This is a genomic window from Bradyrhizobium sp. BRP22 (assembly GCF_020194175.1).
Taxonomy (GTDB): Bacteria; Pseudomonadota; Alphaproteobacteria; order Rhizobiales; family Xanthobacteraceae; genus Bradyrhizobium.
The window spans coordinates 45,333-65,255 of sequence record NZ_JADYVX010000042.1; the positions used below are offsets into that span (position 1 = coordinate 45,333).

A 19,923-nucleotide genomic window follows, 5' to 3' on the forward strand; every position below is an offset into this window, starting at 1 on the left:
GCATGAATTTTGAAGATCTCATCACCGGCCTGGCCGGTGAACAATCCTCTGCGCCTGTGGATCAGAACCTCGTGATGGATCGCCTGATCCGCAAAGGAATGGAGCGGCTCAACGAGGGCGCCGGACCGCCGCCGGCGGCACCTGTGCAGCAGCCGCTCGATTTCGGGGCGGACGACGAGATCATCTCCGCGAAGCCGACTCGATCTGCGACGCCCAAGCAGCCCAAGACCACGGACTTCGGCGGCGACGATGAAGTGATCGGTACCGCGCCGATCAAGAGCCCGCCGCTGCCCACCGCGCGGCCGGCCGAAGCCGATACGATCGAGAGTCCGGTACCGCTCCCGAAATCCCGCCCCGCGGAGGCGCCGGGCCTAATCCAGCCAACCCAGCCGATGCCGGAGGTTCAGCCGCTCGACAACGCGCCGTTCCGCGCGCCGAGCAGCGGTCTGACCACGAACATGCTGACCGGCGAAGAGGCATGGGCGGAGCGCCAGGCCAGCATCAAGGCAGCCGAGGATGCCGTCGCCGAGGCCCGCACGCGCCTTCAGGTGGCCCAGCAGCGCCAGAGCGCCGTGCTGGCCCCAAGCACGCGCCGCGGCACTACAGGCGACCTGCAGCGCCAGGCGGTCGATGCTGAGGTCGACAACGCGACTGCCAACTTGGCGCAGGCCGAGCAGGCGCTGGCCGCAGCCCAGCGCGCCGCTCCTCCCACCCAGAACAAGGTCCGCGACGCGGCGTCCCGCTTTGCCACCGCGATCGGAAGCGCGATCCCTGACACGATCGGCGGTCTCGCGCGCCCCGTCGATGCCACCCTCGATGCTGCCGGCGTGGAAGGCGGTACCGGTGTCGCCGAGAAGATGCGGGGCATTTCGAGGAAGGTCGGCATCGAGAATCAGCCAGACCCCACCCGCGACGAGGAACTGACCGCACAGATCGGCCAGGGCGCGGGATCTGCGGTCGGCTTCGTCGTGACCGGCGTAGTCGGCAGGGCAGCGGGACTGCCGGCGGCGGTGACGTCGGCTGTTGCCGGCGGCGCGCAGAACGCTGAGCAGTATTACCGCGAAGCGAACGAGATGGGCGAGCCCGCCTACAAGAAGGCGCTCGCCTACATCGCTGGCGGCGCGATTGGCTCGACCGAGGGTGTCGGTCTCGGCCGTCTCGGCGACGCGATCGAACACATGGACAATGCCAGCGGCGGCGCCGTGAAGCGCTACTTCGGCCTCATCCTGAAGGAGATGGGCGAGGAAGGTCTGCAGGAAGGCGTGCAGCAGCTCCTCGACAACATCGCTAAGCTGGGCCTATTCGGCAAAGACCCGGGCGACATCACCGCCGGGGTGGCACAGAACGCGCTCGTCGGCGCCATGCTCGGCATGGGTATGGCCGGCGTCGCGAGCGCGCCGTCGCTTCTCACCGGCCGCCGCGCCGAGGCTGGCGTGCCGGTACCGCCGCAGCAGCCGGTCACGCCGGAGGACATCCTGCGTCAGGTGCTCGCGGAGTCGCCGAACCCGCCGGTGCCGCCGCCCGCCCCGCCGGCTGCACCTGCGCAGCCGATGCTTGGGCCTGCCCCGGTCATGCAGCAGCCGGAGACCCCGCCGGCGCCTCCGCGCCAGCCCGAGATGCCGCCTTCGCCGCCCGCGCAAGCGGTCGAGCCTATCCCGCCGGCCACGGCCGCAGGCGAGGAGACCGCGCTCCTTCGCGGCATGGGCTACACCGACGAGCAAATCGCTGACATGTCGCCCGCCCAGCGAGAGGGCGAAGCCGCGGAGGCGCGCGAGTCCGGCATCAAGCCGGAGTTCGGCGCCGATGACCACGTCGTCGGATCGCGCGCGGTGCCGGTCAATGTCGAGACCGCAGCCGACCTGAAAGCCGCTCTCGACACCGTCAGCAAGGACTACACACCTGCCCAGGGCGAGGCGAACAACCGCCAACTCGGTCACGTCAAGTGGAACGGTCTTGACATCTCGATTGAGACCGAGGCTGGCGGCGTGCGCCGCGGCCAGAACCCTGAGACCAAGGAGCCGTGGGAAACCCGAATGGGTGCAGCCTACGGCTACATCCGGGGCACCACCGGCGCCGACGGGATGCACGTCGATGTGTTCATGGGCGAGCACCCTGAGAACGAGCAGGTCTACGTCATCGACGAAAACGACGCCGAGACCGGCAAATTCCGCCAGCATAAGGTCATGGCTGGCTTTGACAGCGAGCAGGCCGCTCGCGAAGCCTATCTCAGCACCTCGAGCAAGGGCGAAAAGACCCTCGGCGCGATCGCGCCCATGTCGGTCGACGAGCTCCGGTCCTGGCTGCGCGATGGCGATCTAAAAGCGCCGGTCGTTACGACCAAGGCCGTCACTCCCCCCAAGACCATCAAGAGCAGCGAGCCGACGTCACTCCTGCAATTCATTGCCAGCAAGGGTGGCATCTCGCCCAACCCGGAGCTGACCGCGCTCGGGCTCACCGGTTCGCACCGCGTGAACGTTCCGGGCCGCGCGGGCCGCTTCGCCGTGGTCCGACCGACGGGCATGAACCTCGACCAGATGCGCGAGGCCGCCGAGGAAGCCGGGTATTTCCGCGGCACGGCGGACGGCACCAGCACCGTGCGGGACTTCCTCGATGCGGTCGACAACGAGCTGCGCGGCCAGCGCCGCCTGCCGGAGGGCCAGGAGGGCGAGCCGACCAGGCGGGAGACCGAGCGGATCGAGGAGGAGAACGCCAACCGCGACGTCCTCCTCGCCCAGAACCGCGCCGAGATCGAGGCGATGCTGGAAAGCTACGGCCAGCCGTCTAGCCTCAACCGGCCCGAGGACATCGCCTTGGCTGCCGAGATCATGGCCGACGAGGACCTGGACCCGGACGAGGCACTCGAGCGCGCAGCGATGCGCAACCTCGAAGCCGACATGCCGGTGACGCCGGAAGAGACTGATGATATCTTTGACTTTGGAGCATTCGATGCTGTTCAACCCGGACCAACACAAGCGGATGAGCGTCCTGCTGCGGACGAAGGCAGCGGAGACAGACGATCCGGACGAGAAGGAGGACCTGCTGAAGAGGTCCGCGACCTTCCTGACGTTGGCGAAGATCGCCAAGGATCCGGCGAAGGTGAGGCGCCAACCGCGGCCGAGCGAGCCGAGCGACCCAGCGAAGAAGTTCCAGAACCTGTAGATGCCTCGCTCGCCGAGAAGGCAAAGGCCGAAGGCTTCGACACCTCGGCGGAGTATTGGCACGGCACCACATACGGACCGTTCACGACGTTCAAGGAATCTACGCTCGATAACGATGTTCTCGGCCCCGCGATTTATTTGAGCGCCAGAAAAAGCAGTGCCGAGATGTACGGTCCAGGCCGCGGTGGCGGCCATTTGCTTGGCCCGTTCTGGGTGCGCGGCAATATCGTGAAGCCCGAAACGATGGTGCCGTGGGAGGCTGACGGCGCATCGAACAAGATGGCGAAAGCCATTCATGTGATGGGGCGTCTCAGGCTTACCTTGGAGAGAGGTGCGGATCGTCGCGAACCGTGGGGCAAGGATCTGACGCCTGCTCAATACGCTCGCGAGTTTTGGAAGCGCCGTGGTGTCGACGGCTATAACTCGGGCGGCGGGTTCGAAGTCGCGATCTACGATCCGGCAAATATACGGGCTGGCTTCACGATCGACGGTGACAAGATTATTGTGGAGCAGCCACCAAACACCGAGCGCACCGACGCTGGCGAGCAGACTGTCCTCCCAGGCGCTGAGAAGATCAGCCAGGCCGAGCAGGCGCAGCGCAAGGCGGATGAGCCGCTTAGGCCCAAGGCTGCGCAGCACCCGGCCGACGAAGGCTTATTCGGCGACGAGAATAAACAGACCGATCTTCTCGATCTCACCAAGGCCCGCGAAAGCGGGCCTTCTGATTCAGATCTCGACTTTGACAGCATCATCGACGATGCGCTCGACAAGTATGCCCCAGAGCCGAAGGCCAAGCGCACCGCCAGCGCCGCCGCGAAGTCCGCCGCCAAGAACGTGGGCATGGGCCTCGCCGAGGTGGCAAAGGGGCTCGACGCTCTGTTCAGCCCGAAGGGCAAGCTGGGCTCTGGCCCGACCTTCGACGATGAGACCTATGCGAAGGCCAAGCCGTTCTTCATGGCGGGAGTGGCGCATTTCGCGGAGGCGGGTCGCGACGTAAAGGCGATGCTCGACGAGCTCGTGAAGTATCTCGTCCAAACCGCCAAGATGGACCGCGCTGCCATCAACGCGATGCGCCCCTACCTGATCCGCTTCGCCCAGGACGTCCGGTCGGGCGCAATTGACCTCTCAGCACAGGAGACTGATAATGGCGCCGCGGAGTCAGCCGATGAGCGTTCCGGAGCTGAAAGCCTTAGCCAGGAAGCACTGGACCGAGTTTCTGCCGAAGATGGTGGCGGAGCTTCGGGCGTCGGGGACATTGGAGGAGGAACTGCAGGGAGCAGCGAACCTCGCGCAGACGGAGATCGAGCAGCTCAAGAGCCGGGGCTATCAGGAGAGCGAGGCGCGGGAGGTAGCGCTGCCGAAGTTCATCCTGCTGCCGGCGGAGCCCGTGGACGACGAGCAGGCGCGCGAGCTGGCGGCAAAAGAGGCCGAGTATCAGAAGCACCCGCCGGTACCGAACGATCCAGAGGAGAACCTTCCGGTCCGGTAACGCCGGCCGAGGCCCCGAACCTCCCTGCCCTCAACTACCGCATCACCGACGAAACCGAACTCGGGCAAGGCTCCGAAGGCCAGAAGTTCCGCGACAACATCGCGGCGATCGAGACGCTGAAGCGGATCGAACGCGAGAACCGTCGCGCGACGCCGGACGAGCAGCGCGCGCTTGCGCGCTATGTCGGCTGGGGCGGCCTAGCCAATGCCTTCCGCGATACGGACGGCAACCTCAAACCCGATTGGAAGGATCGCGGAGAGCAGCTCGAAACCCTCCTGACCAAAGACGAGCTGACGGCCGCGCGCCGTTCCACCCGCAACGCGCACTATACCTCTCGCACCGTGGTCGACGCGATGTGGGAGGCCGCGCGCCATCTCGGCTTCAAGGGCGGTCTTGCGCTCGAGCTGTCGTCCGGTACCGGAAACTTCCTCGGCCTGGTGCCGGAGGAAATCGCGGGAAACACTCGCTTCATCGCGGTGGAGTTCGACAGCGTCACCGCGCGCATCGCCAAGGCACTCTATCCGCAGGACACCGTTCTGCATTCCGGCCTGCACAAGCTGCCGCTACCGTCTGGTGAAGCCGTTCTCAACATCGGCAATCCGCCGTTCGGCGCGGAGTCGCTGCGCTTCCAGTATCAGCCCGAGCTCAACGGGCTTTCGATCCACAACCAGTTCTTCCTCGCCGGTCTCGACGCCCTGCAACCGGGGGGCCTGCAGATCCTTGTCGTCTCGCGCTACCTGATGGACGCGCAGGACACCAAGGCGCGCGAGATGATTGCGACCAAGGCGAAGTTTCTGGGTGCGATCCGTCTGCCCGACACTGCGTTCAAGGAGAACGCCCGCACCGACGTGGTGACGGATATCGTTTTCCTGCAGCGGCATACGCCGGCCGAGGGAGAAGCGACCGCCGAAGAGATCGCCAACTTCAAGAAGGACAAGAGCGGCGACCTCCCCGCATGGGTCAACACCACGACCGTCCGCGATCCGCTGGGCGGCGAGGACTTGGTGGTGAACAGCTATTTCGCCCGCAACCCCGCCATGGTCATGGGGAAGCTCGAGCGCTCCGGCGCCATGCGCCAGAAGGGTGAGGTGAACGTCACGCTGGCGAATGGCGCCGATCTTGGAGCGATGCTCCGCAAGGCCATCCAGCGGCTCCCACGCGACGTCCTCGACCTGCACCAGGACGTGATGGACGCGACGCTGAAGCGCTATCAGACCATGGCGGAGTCGCTCGGCATCGCGCTGGCCGGTCATGAGGTCGGCCACGTCGAGCGCACTGACGGCAAGCTGTACCAGATCACCGAGCGCGAAACCCCGACCGGCGGCTATGAGCCCATTAAGCGGGCGATCACGCCGGATTCGCCGTGGTCGCGGCAACTGCTCATGGATGCCGAGCGCAGATGGTACACCCTCGAACCGAAGGTCGACGAGAAGGGCGCCAAGGTCAAAGCTGGCGCCCGAAATGTTTATGAGCGGAAGTATTTCGAAGGCAACCAGGTGCCGGCCGCGATGCGGCTCGGCAAGGCCAAATATGATAAGCTTTCAGCGCTGGTGACTCTGCGCGACCTCACGAAGCGCCAACTCACCCTCGAGGCGGAGGACGCCCCGACTGCTGAGATGGAGGGTAACCGGACGAAGCTGGCGAAAGCTTACAAGGACTTCGTCGGATCGAACGGCTATCTCAACGACGCGGCGAACCTCCGCCTCTTGAACGATCTGCCGGACGGCGCGCTGGTGCTCGCCTTGGAGACCAGCTACCGCGCCCCGGTCACGCACACCAAGGCAGCGCGCACGGGTGAAAACGCCCGCCCCGCCTCCGCGACGCCGGCACCGATCATCTCGCGCCGCGTGGTGCCGAAGTATGAGCCCGCCACGCGAGCAGAGACCGCGCAGGACGCGCTCTCGATCACGCTCTCGGAAGTCGGCCACGCCGACATGGACCGCATCGCCGAGTTGCTCGGCATCTCCCGCGAACAGGCAATCGAGCAACTGATCAGCGGCGACAAGCCCCTGCTCTACAAGGACCCCGAGACCAACAGCTACGAGACGGCCAACGGCTATCTATCTGGCAACGTCGTCCGCAAGCTGAAGGCCGCCCAGGCCGCGGGGCTGAACAAGAACGCCGAGGCCCTTGAGAAGGTGCAGCCTGCGCGCTGGAGTGCCGAGAACATCTCGGTCATGCCCGGCTCGAACTGGGTGCCGCCGAAGGTCTACGCGGATTTCGCGCAGCATCTCTTTGGCGTCCCAGCCAGGGTGCACTATTCCCAGATCACCAACTCCTTCAACCTCTACGTGGACGACTACAGCCGCGAGAAGGCCGATCAGTGGGGCACCGCTGACGTCACCGCCGACGCGATCCTGCGCGGCATTCTCAACTCCCGCGTTCCAAAGGTCATCCGCGAGGACGGCGAAGGAAAGAAGTATGTCGATCAGGAGGCAACCGCGCTCGTCTCGCTGAAGGCGAAGGAGATCGAGAACGACTTTGCCGATTGGGTGTTTGCCAACTCCGAGCGGCGCAATCTCCTCGTCGACATCTACAACGAGAAGTTCAACACCCGCGTCAATCGGCAGCACGACGGCTCGCACCTGACGCTCCCCGGGAAGGTGCCGGATGAAGTGATCCGGCTGCGTCGCCATCAGAAAAACGCCGTGTGGCGCGGCATCTACGAGCGGTTCATGCTGCTCGACCATGTGGTCGGCGCCGGCAAGACCTTCACCGCGATCGCGCGTGTGATGGAGCGCCGCCGCATGGGCCTGTCCCGCAAGCCCATGATCGTGGTGCCGAACCATCTCGTCGATCAGTGGACGGCTGACGTCTATCGCCTCTACCCCGGCGCCAAGGTGCTCGCCGCCGGCAAGAACCAGTTCGACAAGAAGGACCGGCGCCGGCTGTTCGCCAAGATCGCAACGGGCGATTGGGACGTCGTCATCGTCCCGCACTCTTCCTTCGGCTTCATCGGCATCTCTCCGGAGACCGAAAGCCGATTCCTCGAAGAGGAACTGCGCCTCGCGAAGGAGGCAGTGCAGGAAGCACAGGACCAGGCCGCAGCCGATGGCATTGGCGGACGAACTAAGCCGTTCACGGTCAAGGAAGCCGAGCGGCTCGTCACTGCGATTGAGGGCCGTCTGGATGCCCTGAAAAAGCAGGGTCGCGACAACATGCTCACCTTCGAGCAGATGGGCGTGGACGACCTGACGGTGGACGAGGCCCACGAGTTCAAGAACCTGTTCTATTCCTCGCGCCTGACCGGCGTGCGCGGCATGGGCGACAAGAGCGGCTCCCAGAAGGCGTTCGACCTCTACAACAAGGTCCGAGTGCTGCGCGATAGCCCGAACGGCACCGTCACGTTCATGACGGGCACGCCAATCTCCAATAGCGCCGTCGAGATGTACACGATGATGCGCTACCTCGCGGCCAAGGATTTGCAGGATCTTGGCATCGAGCACTTCGACGCCTGGCGCTCGCAATATGTCTCCGCGACGGCGAAGTTCGAGCCGACTGAGGCCGGCGGCCTGAAGGAAGTTACCCGCCTCGGCCGCACCTGGTCGAACATGCGGGCATTGATGGAGCTCTATTACTCCTTCACCGACGCGGTCTCCCAGGAAGACATTAACCGCTGGTACGCCGAGGACAACGACGGCGCCCGCTTCCCGGTACCGAAGGTTCGGACCGGCGGCCGCAAGGAGGTTGTGGTCCAGCCGACGGCGGCGCAGTCGGAGATGCTGCGGTCGATCGTGGCCGGCTTCAACAATCTGCCGAACATCAAAGACCCGTTCGAGCGCAATGCCACCCGGCTGCGGCTGATGGACCGTGCGCGCAAGGTCTCGCTCGACGTGCGCGCGGCCGATCCGAGCAGCGAGAGCGACGAGGCTGGCAGCAAGCTCGGCCAGATCGCCGATAACATCTACCGGATTTACAAGGAGAGCGCCAAAGACGCGGGCACCCAGCTTGTATTCGTCGACCGCAGCGTTCCCGCGGCGAAGAGCGACAAGAAGGTCTCAAAGGACTATGACGACCTGATCGCCCGGCGCGATGCGGCCCTCGAGGCGGGCGACGAGGCGAAATACCGCGACCTTGTCGAGCAGCTCGAGAAGTTCGATCCAAACGAGATGGAGACCCTACGCGCGGCGCAGGCCGGCGGCTGGAACGCCTATGACCAGCTCAAGGGCAATCTGATCGCGCGCGGCATCCCTGCCGACGAAATCCGCTTCGTGCAGGAGGCCAACAACGATGCCGAGAAAAAGGCGCTGTTCGATAACGTGAATGACGGTACCGTGCGCGTCCTGATCGGCTCGACGCCCCGCATGGGCGCCGGCACCAATGTGCAGGAACGGCTCGTCGCGCTCCACCATGGCGACGTGACGTGGAAGCCCTCCGATATCGAGCAGCGCGAGGGTCGCATCATCCGCCAGGGCAACAAGCTGTTGGAGAAGTACGGCGCCGACAACTTCGAGGTGGACATCCTCGCCTACGTCACGGAGCGCACCGTTGACGCGAAGATGTGGGATCTGAACGCCACCAAGCTGAAGATGATCAACGGCATCCGCAAGTACGACGGTGCCTTCAACATGGAGTTCGAGGACGAGGACTCAGTCGGCATGGCCGAGATCGCCGCCCTCGCCTCCGGCGATCCTCTTCTGTTGGAGCGCGTGAAACTGCTTGCCGAGATTGACAAGCTCGAACTCTTGGAGCGGGCGCACCGCCGCAAGATTTTCGGCATCGACGACGCGATCTACGACCTCGAGCGCGCCGAGCGGGACTATCCGGCTCGGATCGAAGCCGGCCTTGCCAAGGCTGGCCGCATCCGCGATGCGATCCAGACCATGCGCCAGGACGCCGCCGGCCGCTCCGTCACTGTCGAAGGCAAGCCCTACGACAACCGGCTCGATGCGAACAACGCGGTCGAAGCCGCGATCGAGGCGCAGAAGGCAGGCGACGAGAACGCTCGCTACGCCATCGATATTAGCGGCCAACGCATCAGCAACCGGGAGATGGCGCAGGCGATCCTCAACGAGACGCTGGGCGATTCCCTGCCGATCGAGGCGGTGATCGACGGTGACCTTGTGCGTTCGCGCACCGCCTTCGGCCAGATCGTCGCTAAGAAGGCAACCGAGCTTCTTCACCAGACCAGCCGCAACACGAACAAGCCGGTCACGATCGGCAAGATGCTTGGCTATGGCCTGCAGCTCGGGGTCTATCCCGACGTGCACCGGGTTTCGCTGGCACTGTCCGACGGCGGCAAGACCATCGCGGACATCGAGCAGAGCTACGGCATGGACGCCAAGGGCTTCGTCCCGCAGAGCGCCCGTTCATGGATCGACAAGCTGGAAAACGAGGTCGAGCGGGAGTCCGAGTTCACCGGCCGCTACCTGCAAGCGAAGGTCGATGAAGCCAAGACCAGGCTGCCCTCGCTGCGCGAGGAACGGGGCAAGCCGTTCGCCAAGGCGGAGGAGTTGCAGCAGCTCCGCGATCGCCTGGAAGAGGTCATACGGATCCTCGACCAGCGGACCAAGGACGCCGAGAGCGGACGGCTCACCGACGAAGTCGCCTCGCTCGGTCCGCGACCGGTGCGCACCGCCGGCATCCCGAGAAGCGCGGGAGAGGTCATCGCGCCTCACAAGACGGACCAGGCGATCAAAGCCAACCCGAACTACAAGGCGGCGAAGGCTGGCGATCCCGCCGCGGCGTTGCGCCTCGTTGAGGCGAACCTGCCCGATGCGATCATCGAGAAAGCACGTCAGCAGTTCGGAACCGACGCCATCTACGCGCCCGTGGTCGCCGAGGAGCAATCTGGACACAATGCGATCCCGGCGGCAATGGCAGCCTACCTTGCGGAAATGGCGGGAGGCGATGTAACCGCAGACATCAAGCAGACGAACCGCGCGTTCCACACCGGCGCGAAGGCGATGGAGCGTCTTGCATCGCGGGCTCGCTTCGCCGGTCCTGTGCAGGCCGGCCGGAAGTACGTTCTCGTCGATGACGTCACGGTGATGGGATCGACGCTTGCTGATCTCGCCGACCACATCCAGCGGAACGGCGGGCAAGTCGTCGGCGTTGTGACCCTTGTCAATGCTGGCCGAAGCGGTGTATTGACAGCGCCGAAGACAGCGGTCCGAGAGATCGAAAGGAGGTTTGGAAATGAAGTCAGAGAACTCTTCCACCTCGATCCAGTTAGCCTCACCGCGGACGAGGCCCAATACCTCCTCAACTTCCGAGATGCTGACGCCGTCCGAACTCGACGCCTTGCAGCAGAGCGCGAACGAAACGATCGACTACGTTCGAAAGGAATTGGGGAGGCGCAAAGCCTCCGCGTAGGAGACAACGCCGCCCCATCGGGCGGCGGTTTTGTTTCTGGTCGGAGGCTCTCGCCCGAAACCCGCGACAACCTCGAACAGGCGCTCACGGCCGTCGTGCGCAAGATCGCTGGGCCCTCTGTGCAGGTGCGCTTTGTCGATCAGTACCCGATCAAACCGCCGCAGGGCTGGGGCAGCTACGGCGAGGGCAAGCTAACTGCCGCTGGCTCCTACATCCCCGCGCAGTCGCTCATCACCGTCGCGCTCGCCGACCCCACCTACCCGCTCAGTCAGGTGCTCGACACCACCTTCCACGAGGCGTTCCACTCCCTTGAGGACAAGATCCTGACCGACCAGGAGATGGAGGTCTTGAAGCGGGAGGACGCACGGCTGCGCGAGGTAGTGCGCCGTGCCTTCGGTTTCACCGAGCAGCAGATCGGCGAAATCGCGGGCTTCGAGATCCGCGCGATGGCGTTCGAGTATTACGCCTCGCGCCGAGCCAAGGGCCTCGAACCGCAGGGCATCCATATCGGCATCCGCAGGGCCTTCGAGCGGCTGATCGACCTGTTCCGACGCGTCAGGAATTACCTCAACGGCCTTGGCTATCAGAACGCCGATGACATCTTCCAGGCGGCCTATGACGGCGCATATTCGAACCGTCGCGCTGCCACCACGGAGTCCGTGACGGAACAGGCAAACATCCGTCAAGTGCAGCCGCAGGGCAACCTGAACCGGTTCGAGAGCTATGAGCCCCTGCCCGAGCGCTGGCAGGATTGGTGGCAGCGGCCCAACCTCAACTGGCGGGACCGCGTCTGGGGCATGATCGACGCGGCGTTCCTGCCGGCGAACCGAGCGCTCGGCGACCGCTACGTGGACATGCGGCGCCTGCAGTCTGCCGTCGAGCTCACCGGCCGGCAGGTCAACGAAGGCGTCGACATGGCACTCTCGGCGACGCTGTTCGAGGGCAAAACCGAAAAGCGGCTGAAGGACTATTGGCTGAAAACGTGGAAGCCGGTCCTCGACGCTGCCGCCAAGGCAAACGTGACACGCGAGGAGCTGCACGACTACCTCTACGCCAGGCACGCGCCAGAGCGGAACACCCACATCGCCGAGATCAACCCGCTGATGCCGGACGGCGGGTCAGGCATGACCAACGCCGAGGCGCAGGAGATCATGGACGCCTTCGCCGCTGACGGCCGGCGCGAGGTGCTTGAGCGGCTGGCCCAGCAGATCGACGGCATCGTGGCCAAGATCCGCAGCATGATGGTTGCCGACCAGCTCGAGCACGAGGAGACCATCCGCGGGTGGGAGCAAGCCTATCAGCACTACGTCCCGCTGAAGGGTTTTGAATCCGGCGACGACAGCATGGCGACCACGCCGCGGCAGGGCGGAGGCTTCGACGTCCGTGGCCCGGAGACCAAGCAGGCGCTCGGCCGCTCGTCCAAGGCGGACGACATCCTGTCAAACCTCTTCCTGATGGGCGAGCGCACCATCATCCGCGGCGAGCAGAACCGGGTTGGCAGGACGGCTATGAGGTTCATGCAGTCGAACCCGCAGCCGAATCTTTACGACGTGTCGCGCAGCGATCGCATCCTGACCGACGGCCGAACGGAGACCGTGACCGAAAACGACATCGACCTGTTGCTCGGCGAGCGGCCGATCACGGTGCAGCGGATCAACCGGGAGACCGGACTTGTCGAGACGGTGACGCGGGTAGCCTCCGCCTTCGCCCAGGACTCGTTCGCGGTGAAGGTCGGCGGCCACACCTACTACATCCGCATCAAGCACCCCGGCCTACTGACCTCGCTGAAGAACGTGGGCGTGCAGCGCTTGCCGTGGCTGATCCAGGCACATAGCTGGCTGACGCGGCAGTTCTCGGCGTTCCGCACCGCGCGCAACCCGGACTTCTTCGTCGCCAATCTGTTCCGCGACGTGCAGGACGCGGCCTACACTCTCGGCGCCGCGCAGCAGTCCAACCTGCTCCGCAACTTCGCCGGCAACATTGCGGCCCTGCGGACCTATGTCAGCGCGTTCATTGGCGAGCTGATGGAACAGGATAACAAGCTCGGCGAAGCCGCTCGACGTAAGTTCACCGACGGCCGCCGCGCACAGCTCTATGCCGACTGGAAGAAGTCCGGCGGCTCGATCGCCTTCATGGGCATCCATGACCTCGAGCAAGCCAAGAAGGAGATCGAGGATGCGTTCAACGAGACCAAGGAGGGCATCGGCAAGACGATCCTGATTGCGCCGACGCGCGGCGCGCAGAAGGTTCTCAAGGCGATCGAATTCTTCAATGGTGTGATCGAGGCCGGTACGCGGCTTGCGGTCTACGACGCGGCCGTCAAGTCGGGCATGACCAAGGCGAAAGCCGCCGAGCTATCGAAGGAGTCGACGACAAACTTCAACCGCAAGGGCATCCATAGCCCCTTCATCGGCGCGTTCTATGCGTTCTTCAACGCCCGCGTTCAGGGCGCGACCAAGATCATCCGCCTGCTCAGAACCTCGAAGATCGCCCGCCGATCGGCGATCGGCATGGTGCTGGCGGGCTTCACCACGACGCTCTGGAACCTCGCAGTCTCTCCGGACGACGAGGACAAGAAGCCCGAATACATGCGCCGCAAGTACTGGGAGCGCGAACGCTTTTTCATCTTCTATTTCCCTGGTAGCGAAAGCCCGGTCCGGATTCCGATGGGCTACGGTCTGCAGTTGTTCTGGATGCTAGGCGAGAACCTCGCCATGCTCTCCCAGGGCAAGATCAGTCCGGCGGAGGCGGCCGCGAACTATCTGTCCACCATGGTCGGCGCGTTCTCTCCGGTCACTGCCGAGGGCTCGGCGATGGATCCCGGCACCTGGTTGCGGGCGATCATGCCGACGATCGAGATGCCGCTACTCGAGCTTTCGACCAACGAGGACTGGCGGCGCAAGCCGATCCACCCGAAGTTCGTCAAGAAGGGCGAGCCGCACAGTGAGCAGTATTTCACCACGACGTCGCCGGCGGCGATCGACGTCGCCCGATTCCTAAACCGGATCTCCGGCGGCACCGCTTTCGCGCCGGGCAAGATCGACCTCTTCCCGGGCGATATCGAATATGTGTGGAAATTTGCCTCTGGTGGACTCGGTCAGACGCGAGACCGCGGCGCGACATGGTTGAGAAATTGGGTGAACGGCATACCGACCCCCGCCAGCCAGATCCCGATCCTCCGCAACTTCGTCGGCGCGAGCGTCGAGCAGTCGACGGGAGAAGCCTATTACGAGGACCGCGAGGCTGTGCAGAAAGGTATGGCGCGGGTCCGCAAGGCCATGAAGGCTGACGCTAAGAACGACGATGCCGCGGCCACTATCGAGGAAGGCAGCAACCGCTTCGGCGTCCACCAGGGCAAACGGAAAGGTTCAGTATCGTCGGACGCGGAAGCGATCTTCCGCAATGCCGACAAGGAGCTGAAGGACCTTCGACGCCAGGAACAGGAGGCGCGGGCCGATCCCGCCCTCACCCGGAAAGAGCGGGCCGATTTAATCGCGACGATCCGCGAGAACATGGCTCAGGTCCAGCAAGAAGCGCGCAGAGCGTATCGGGATCTAAAGCAGGCTGCGCCGCCATGATCATCGCGGCTCGCTCGGGTTGTCCTGCTGGGCAGGCAACCTGCGACGGATTGCCTCCGTCAGGATATTCACATTGAAAATACACGCAATGAGTGCACAATCCAACGTTGCAATTTCATTTATTTTTTGGAGGCAATTATGAAATACTCTCGTCTTCTGCTCAGCATGTTCGATGTACGCCACGTTGGCACTTGTCCAACGTGTATGAGGCTATCGTTCGTTTCGATGGCGTTGTCATGGCTAGTGGCTGCCGTGGCTTACGCTAACTCCCTTGATACCACGATCTTTCTGACTGGTGCGGCGGCCATGACGGCGCTTTGGATGGCCCACATCATTTCACGCGCTATCCGAGGGCTGCCGGCACAGATGTCTCACGATGACTCTCGTAGGTTGGCGCTCAGAACACTCTCCCTTGGAGCTCGAGCGCTGGCGTTAGGTATTGTGGGTGCTGCCGGAATGACAATAGCTTTTCCTGGACAAGCACATGCGGATAGCGGCTGTGGTGGCTGGGCCGGTAATAGCGGCTGCCGCTCGTGCGGTTCTTGCGAGCGGCAAACGGCGAATTGCGTATGCTATCCCTGCCGCAGTTGCGGGAATAGCTGCAGCGGATCGTGCTGACACGAATATACCTGGTGGCGCCGAATGCGTCACCAGCCGCTCTCGAACTTCTTTGTTCCCATACTGGCAGGAGGAGGCCCGAAAGCGCTACCGGGAGCCGAGAGCCGACGTTCTGACGACTATTGAGGCTTGTCTTCTACTGGGTGCGGAAGCGGCCCAGCGTGGTCCATCACGCTTGCCAGATCGCGGCAATCAATCCACCCGCCGCAAAATTCGCACTTGATGAAGTTCTCAGCTTCGTCCTTCGGCGGGCCGCCAACGCGCTCCACAACGTATTTGCCGCGGGGGATTTTGCGTTTCACCGCGGTTGTCCTCGAATTGGAAGACCCAATTCGCGCGCCTTGCGCTCGACATCCTGAATATTGCCGGAACGGCACAGGAACCCGGCGGCTTCCTCTATCGTGCTGCCGTGCTCAAGCGAGGCTTTAAGATCATCGATGGCAGCTTCGGTCCATTCGGCGGTGTCGTAGATGTCCTCATTCCGGCCGCGGCAGATTGCTTGCCATCTACTTCGTCTTACAGCGGCGTTGACCTTTCTACGGTCTTGCTGGTCCTCGCCGGAAAGCTGCATGACAGCGTTATAGATCGAAGCCGGAATAGAAAGGTCGCTCTCCGGGGGTTTGCTCGCCCATTCCCAATATTGCTCGTAAGCGTCCTTTTTCATGTGAACGAATCCTTCACTCGTTCAAAGCTCGGATGGCTCCGGTTCTTCACCTTGATCCAGTGGTCACAACGGCCGGCGCGGTACGGCCGTTCCCTGTGCTTGGAGACCAGGCCCTCAAGGGCCATGTCGCATGCGGCCCGAAACAGCTCCGGACCCATCTCGCCCTGCTCATAGGGTGCCACGTGGATGCCATCCACCCGGCGCGCGAGCAGCCGCGCGAGCGCGCTTTTGCGCAGGTGCAGCGGTAGCCTGCGCAGGTCCTCGCCATCGGCGGCCAGGAGATCGAAAGCGTAAAGCTGTACCTCGTCATTGTGCCGGCGCGAATGCAGGCCGTTGAAATCGCTGCGCCCGTCCACGCCGAGCAACACGGCCTCGCCGTCCAGGACAAACGACGCCGACCGATGGCGCAGCGCCGCCTCGCGGATCAGCGGAAAGCGATCGGTCCAGTCTAGGCCATTGCGGGTGAGCATCCGCACGCGCTTGCCGTCGCGGTGGACGATCAGCCGGTAGCCGTCGTGCTTGATCTCATGGAGCCATTCCGGACGAGCAGGAACCTTGGTCCCGCGGGTTGGCAGGCAGGGAAGGTACTTCGGGTTGGGCATGCCCGAGAGATAGGTATCATAAGACCAATTGCGAATCGGCCTCGTTGTCTATTTCTAAAGGAGATCAGGTCAGCGCTTGTTATTGCGATTAGTCCCGGTTTGGATCGATTACAAAAAGGACAGAATCGTTGACCGATCTTATTTGCCGGCATAAATCGTGCTTAAAGATGATCTAGGTCATACGAGCAATGCGGATGGTGGACTAGAAACAATCCTGCTCGTTCTACATTTGGTTAGGTGTTCAGTTGGCGAAATGGTTGTTAAGCTAGAATTAACGACAAAGCCGCGAAGATCGGCCTGGGAGACACATCATGAACGCACTTCGAAAGCAAGCTCTGCACAATGGGCTCCCTGTCGCCTATGCCGATGAAGTTTCGGAGGACCAGGTGCGGAAGATCGACGAGCTTGTGCACAACGAGTTCCGAGACGAAGGTTGGGTTACTGTTGAGCAGGAGTCGTGATATTCACGGCCCATGGGGCCGTTGCATTATCATCACATCTCAACCCTTCCTCGCATCCACCAGATAGTTTGGTGCTGTCTGCCTGACGCCAATGGCGGTCCGGGTGAGACGGTGCGGCCAGCTTTGGTGCGAGCCACGAAGCGGCATCCGCCAACTAAGCGAGGCGGAGTCTGGGTGTCGTATGGCACAGTCAAGCTCGAGAGCACAAAGTACGGGCATCTGGATTTGATAATCCAGAACGCCGAGCGGTTGCACCAGCTGGGCTTGCCCATGGCCGTGCGTTTCGATTTAAGCACGGCCAACTGGCTCCCTTGGGCTTCGGAGTTTTTTCAGCCGCCCGAACACTCGCTTTACGTTCTCGCAGGCTCACTCAGCAGCAACGAAATATTGAGACTACGCCGCGCTCTGACAGCTCGAGGCGTCATTCAAGCGCTTTGATATGCCGTGGGCGGCCGACAGGAACAAATGCGAATAGTCATTCTGACGTTTTTGCTGATGTCGGGGGCCGCCTCGGCCGAGCCCGCTGATGTGTTCCCTCGAAAGGTGGATGGTATCGAGTACCGCTTGCGTTTCGGTCGTGACATACCCGCGGGATGGGCCGACGGGCTCACATACTCTCTTCGGACACGGATTGAGTGCCAGCAGCGCTTAGCGTCTTTATCGGGTTCTCGCTCAGTGTGTCTGGTCCGCAAAACAGGTCCTGACCTCACGAGTTGAACCGTACCGCCGTCGAGGCAAACAGCTCGGCGCCCGCCGGCGTGATCTTCACGTAGGTCCCGCTTTCGTGCATCCAGAGCCATCCGCGCTCGATTGCGAGATTGAGCCTGCGCCGTATTCGGCCGGCAAGCCTCCGTCCTGAAACAGGAATGGCCCGTTGATCTTCTCGATGTGGATGCGACCGTCCTAGACAGACAGTCCGGCGTGCGCCAGCTCCATGATCCGGCGCGCGGCCTTTTGCGGATCGGCATAGGGGCGGTCCGAGACGTATTTCATGCGCTATCTTCCTTGTCGGATCCGCGTGACGAGTCGTCGGGCAGCGGCCGCTGTAGCGCCTTGGCCTTCTCCCATGGCGCTCAGAGCCAGATGTCACGTTCCACGTCCGTCGTCAGGACCCGACTCAACATCTAGTCTTCGATTCCCTCTAGGATTTTTTTGGCAACGTGACGGAGGATGAGTGAGGAGAAGAAAGCAAAGCTCATAGGCACCAAGGTCGTGCCTACCGCGATCCAATCCGCTAGCGGTATATGATCAAAGAACCCCCGTTTCTCGTAGAATCTTGGGTAGAGCGCGAAATACGGAATGAAGAACCCACCAGCCATAATGGCAACGCCCAAATTGTTCCAATAAGTGGCGCGGATTTTTCTAATCTCGTTTCTTGCTGCCTTGCCTATGGAATCCCCCTTCCCCATCTGCTTCTCCTCTCATCAATTCGGCCAGCTTGGCCTTATCCTTGCGGCCAGCGCTCTTTGGCTGTTCGTGCCGCCGGGCGCGACAAAAAAAGCCATCAACCTCCGGCCCCTTCGTCGAGTTCTACCAGCAGTCTGATAAAGGCTGCGCCAACACTGACGAGGTGAACGGCTAGCTCAAGCGACGGCTGGTGTATCTCGTCTGGCTTGCCGGCCTCGTGTCGGTAGAAGTGGCAAGCCTCGATCCAGTCCTTAAAGGAAGCCAGTAACTTGGCGGCCGCTGCTTGCGCCGTTTTGTCCCCGTCGTACTTCCTTTGTAGAAGAGGCTCGAGCGCGACGACTTGATCGCCCGCCAATCGGTGCGCCTTCGGTACTATAAGACGAAAGAGCCCCTCTGCAGCCTCGAAGACATTTCGGATAGCGGTCTTGCCATCGGGCACCGCGGCATTGATCGCAGTCATACCGCTCTCGAACCGATCCTTGCTATTCGCATAGCGTGGCAGCCCGAGACCAGCCAGCGTAGCCCTGGCGTTGACTTCGAACTCGTGGTCATGAAGGAAGTGAACCCCTCCGTTCGTGTCCACTCGATAAGAAACGTTCTCCTCCTCGAAAATCCGGTTGATCTCTCTGAGGACGATCCTGGCGCTCGCCTCCCCGCCTTTGGCCTTCAGGTAGTCAGTGAGAACGGTTGGAATGTCTAAAAGGTCGTCCAGATCCCATTTCGCTAGTAGAGTCTTCCACGACGCGCTCGTGGACCACGGAGTTGGAACGCCCAGCTCTCTTTCGGCAAACTGTTCGAACTTCTGGCCATATCCGTCGAGCAAACTCCCGAACCGATGTCGCATTTTATTACTGTCGGTCGTTGCCTTCCCCCGTTCGCGATAAACATGAGTGAAACGTTTACCGAGCGGCACGCCCGGTTTTGGCTTAAAATCCACTGGAGCCCTCGTATCGAAATTCGCCAAGATGCGCTCTGCGTCGGAACCTCTCACAGCCCGCGGCGCCAAAGCAACCCATCCGTGCAGCTTAGCTCTTCCGTCTCGGGAGCAGGCGTTTGGATTGAACGCGCGTCATCTCTTGTGCCAAGGTCTGCTTCGGTCCCGCGAAATTCTGCGAGCCTCCGCAATGTCCTCGTCGCTCAGGCGGGAGCGAAGCCGCAGCCATGCGGTTTTGAAAAGAAGCTTGGCATCTTCGAGGTCTGCGGCGCTGCCGCGGTCATCGGGGCGTTGCGGGACATTTGCCAGGATGACACCCCAATTCCAGATATGGTGGCCGCCGACGCCGTGGGTGCTGTAGATGCGCCCGATCGAAAAACCATCCCAGATGACCTGATAATCGCCTTCGCGGGACACACCGCCTATGACCGTGGGGCGGAGGAAGAGCTGGGAGAGAGGCGGCGCTGCCATGCGCCTTTATAACCCCCACCATGGCAACAAGAACATATGGCGAACACAATAAATCAGTCCGGGATTTTTTCCGGGACTCTTCGCCGGCAATGTCGGGTTTTTGGCGGTTTTTGATCGGTTTCCGTTCGTGGTCGGGCGATCGCCTTGCCGAGCTAAACACTTGAAATTCAATCACATTGATCGCGACATCCCGGTCCAAGCCGAAGATGCGTCAAAGTTCTGGAAG

The 19,923-nt window shown here is 62.6% G+C and carries 8 protein-coding genes; 2 read left to right on the forward strand and 6 right to left on the reverse strand.

Annotated features, from left to right (window positions below):
- The first annotated feature begins 2 nt into the window (after positions 1-2).
- Positions 3-14,540: an LPD38 domain-containing protein gene (locus tag I6F35_RS34080; RefSeq protein ID WP_275945529.1), complete on the forward strand. Its 14,538-nt coding sequence runs from the start codon at positions 3-5 to the stop codon at positions 14,538-14,540.
- 737 nt (positions 14,541-15,277) lie between these two features.
- Here the strand turns inward: I6F35_RS34080 and I6F35_RS34085 are convergent.
- From I6F35_RS34085 to I6F35_RS34095, 3 genes are read right to left on the reverse strand one after another with little or no spacing between them, the layout of a single operon-like run.
- A complete protein-coding gene (locus tag I6F35_RS34085) occupies positions 15,278-15,460 on the reverse strand; it encodes a hypothetical protein (protein ID WP_225122029.1) in 183 nt (60 codons plus the stop codon).
- Positions 15,457-15,822, reverse strand: a complete 366-nt coding sequence (locus tag I6F35_RS34090; protein ID WP_225122030.1) for a hypothetical protein — start codon at positions 15,820-15,822, stop codon at positions 15,457-15,459. The genes I6F35_RS34085 and I6F35_RS34090 overlap by 4 nt, the downstream gene beginning before the upstream one ends.
- Positions 15,819-16,424, reverse strand: coding sequence for an RNA ligase family protein (locus tag I6F35_RS34095; protein WP_225122031.1), 606 nt, complete (start codon positions 16,422-16,424; stop codon positions 15,819-15,821). Before I6F35_RS34095 ends, I6F35_RS34090 begins: the two co-directional genes overlap by 4 nt.
- Before the next feature lie 311 nt (positions 16,425-16,735).
- Between I6F35_RS34095 and I6F35_RS34100 the strand changes: the two genes are divergently transcribed.
- On the forward strand, positions 16,736-16,885 hold the full coding sequence (locus tag I6F35_RS34100; protein WP_225122032.1) for a hypothetical protein: 150 nt from the start codon (positions 16,736-16,738) through the stop codon (positions 16,883-16,885).
- A 1,124-nt stretch (positions 16,886-18,009) separates the two neighbouring features.
- Here the strand turns inward: I6F35_RS34100 and I6F35_RS34115 are convergent.
- The 3 genes from I6F35_RS34115 to I6F35_RS34125 all read right to left on the reverse strand — a co-directional run bounded on the left by I6F35_RS34115 (position 18,010) and on the right by I6F35_RS34125 (position 19,697).
- The gene (locus I6F35_RS34115; RefSeq protein WP_225122033.1) at positions 18,010-18,294 is read right to left on the reverse strand and encodes a hypothetical protein; all 285 of its coding nucleotides are present in this window, start codon (positions 18,292-18,294) and stop codon (positions 18,010-18,012) included.
- Between the two features lie 95 nt (positions 18,295-18,389).
- A complete protein-coding gene (locus I6F35_RS34120; protein ID WP_225122034.1) occupies positions 18,390-19,256 on the reverse strand; it encodes a hypothetical protein in 867 nt (288 codons plus the stop codon).
- 105 nt (positions 19,257-19,361) lie between these two features.
- Complete coding sequence (locus I6F35_RS34125) at positions 19,362-19,697, reverse strand: hypothetical protein (RefSeq protein WP_225122035.1); 336 nt, start codon at positions 19,695-19,697, stop codon at positions 19,362-19,364.
- Between the last annotated feature and the right edge of the window lie 226 nt (positions 19,698-19,923).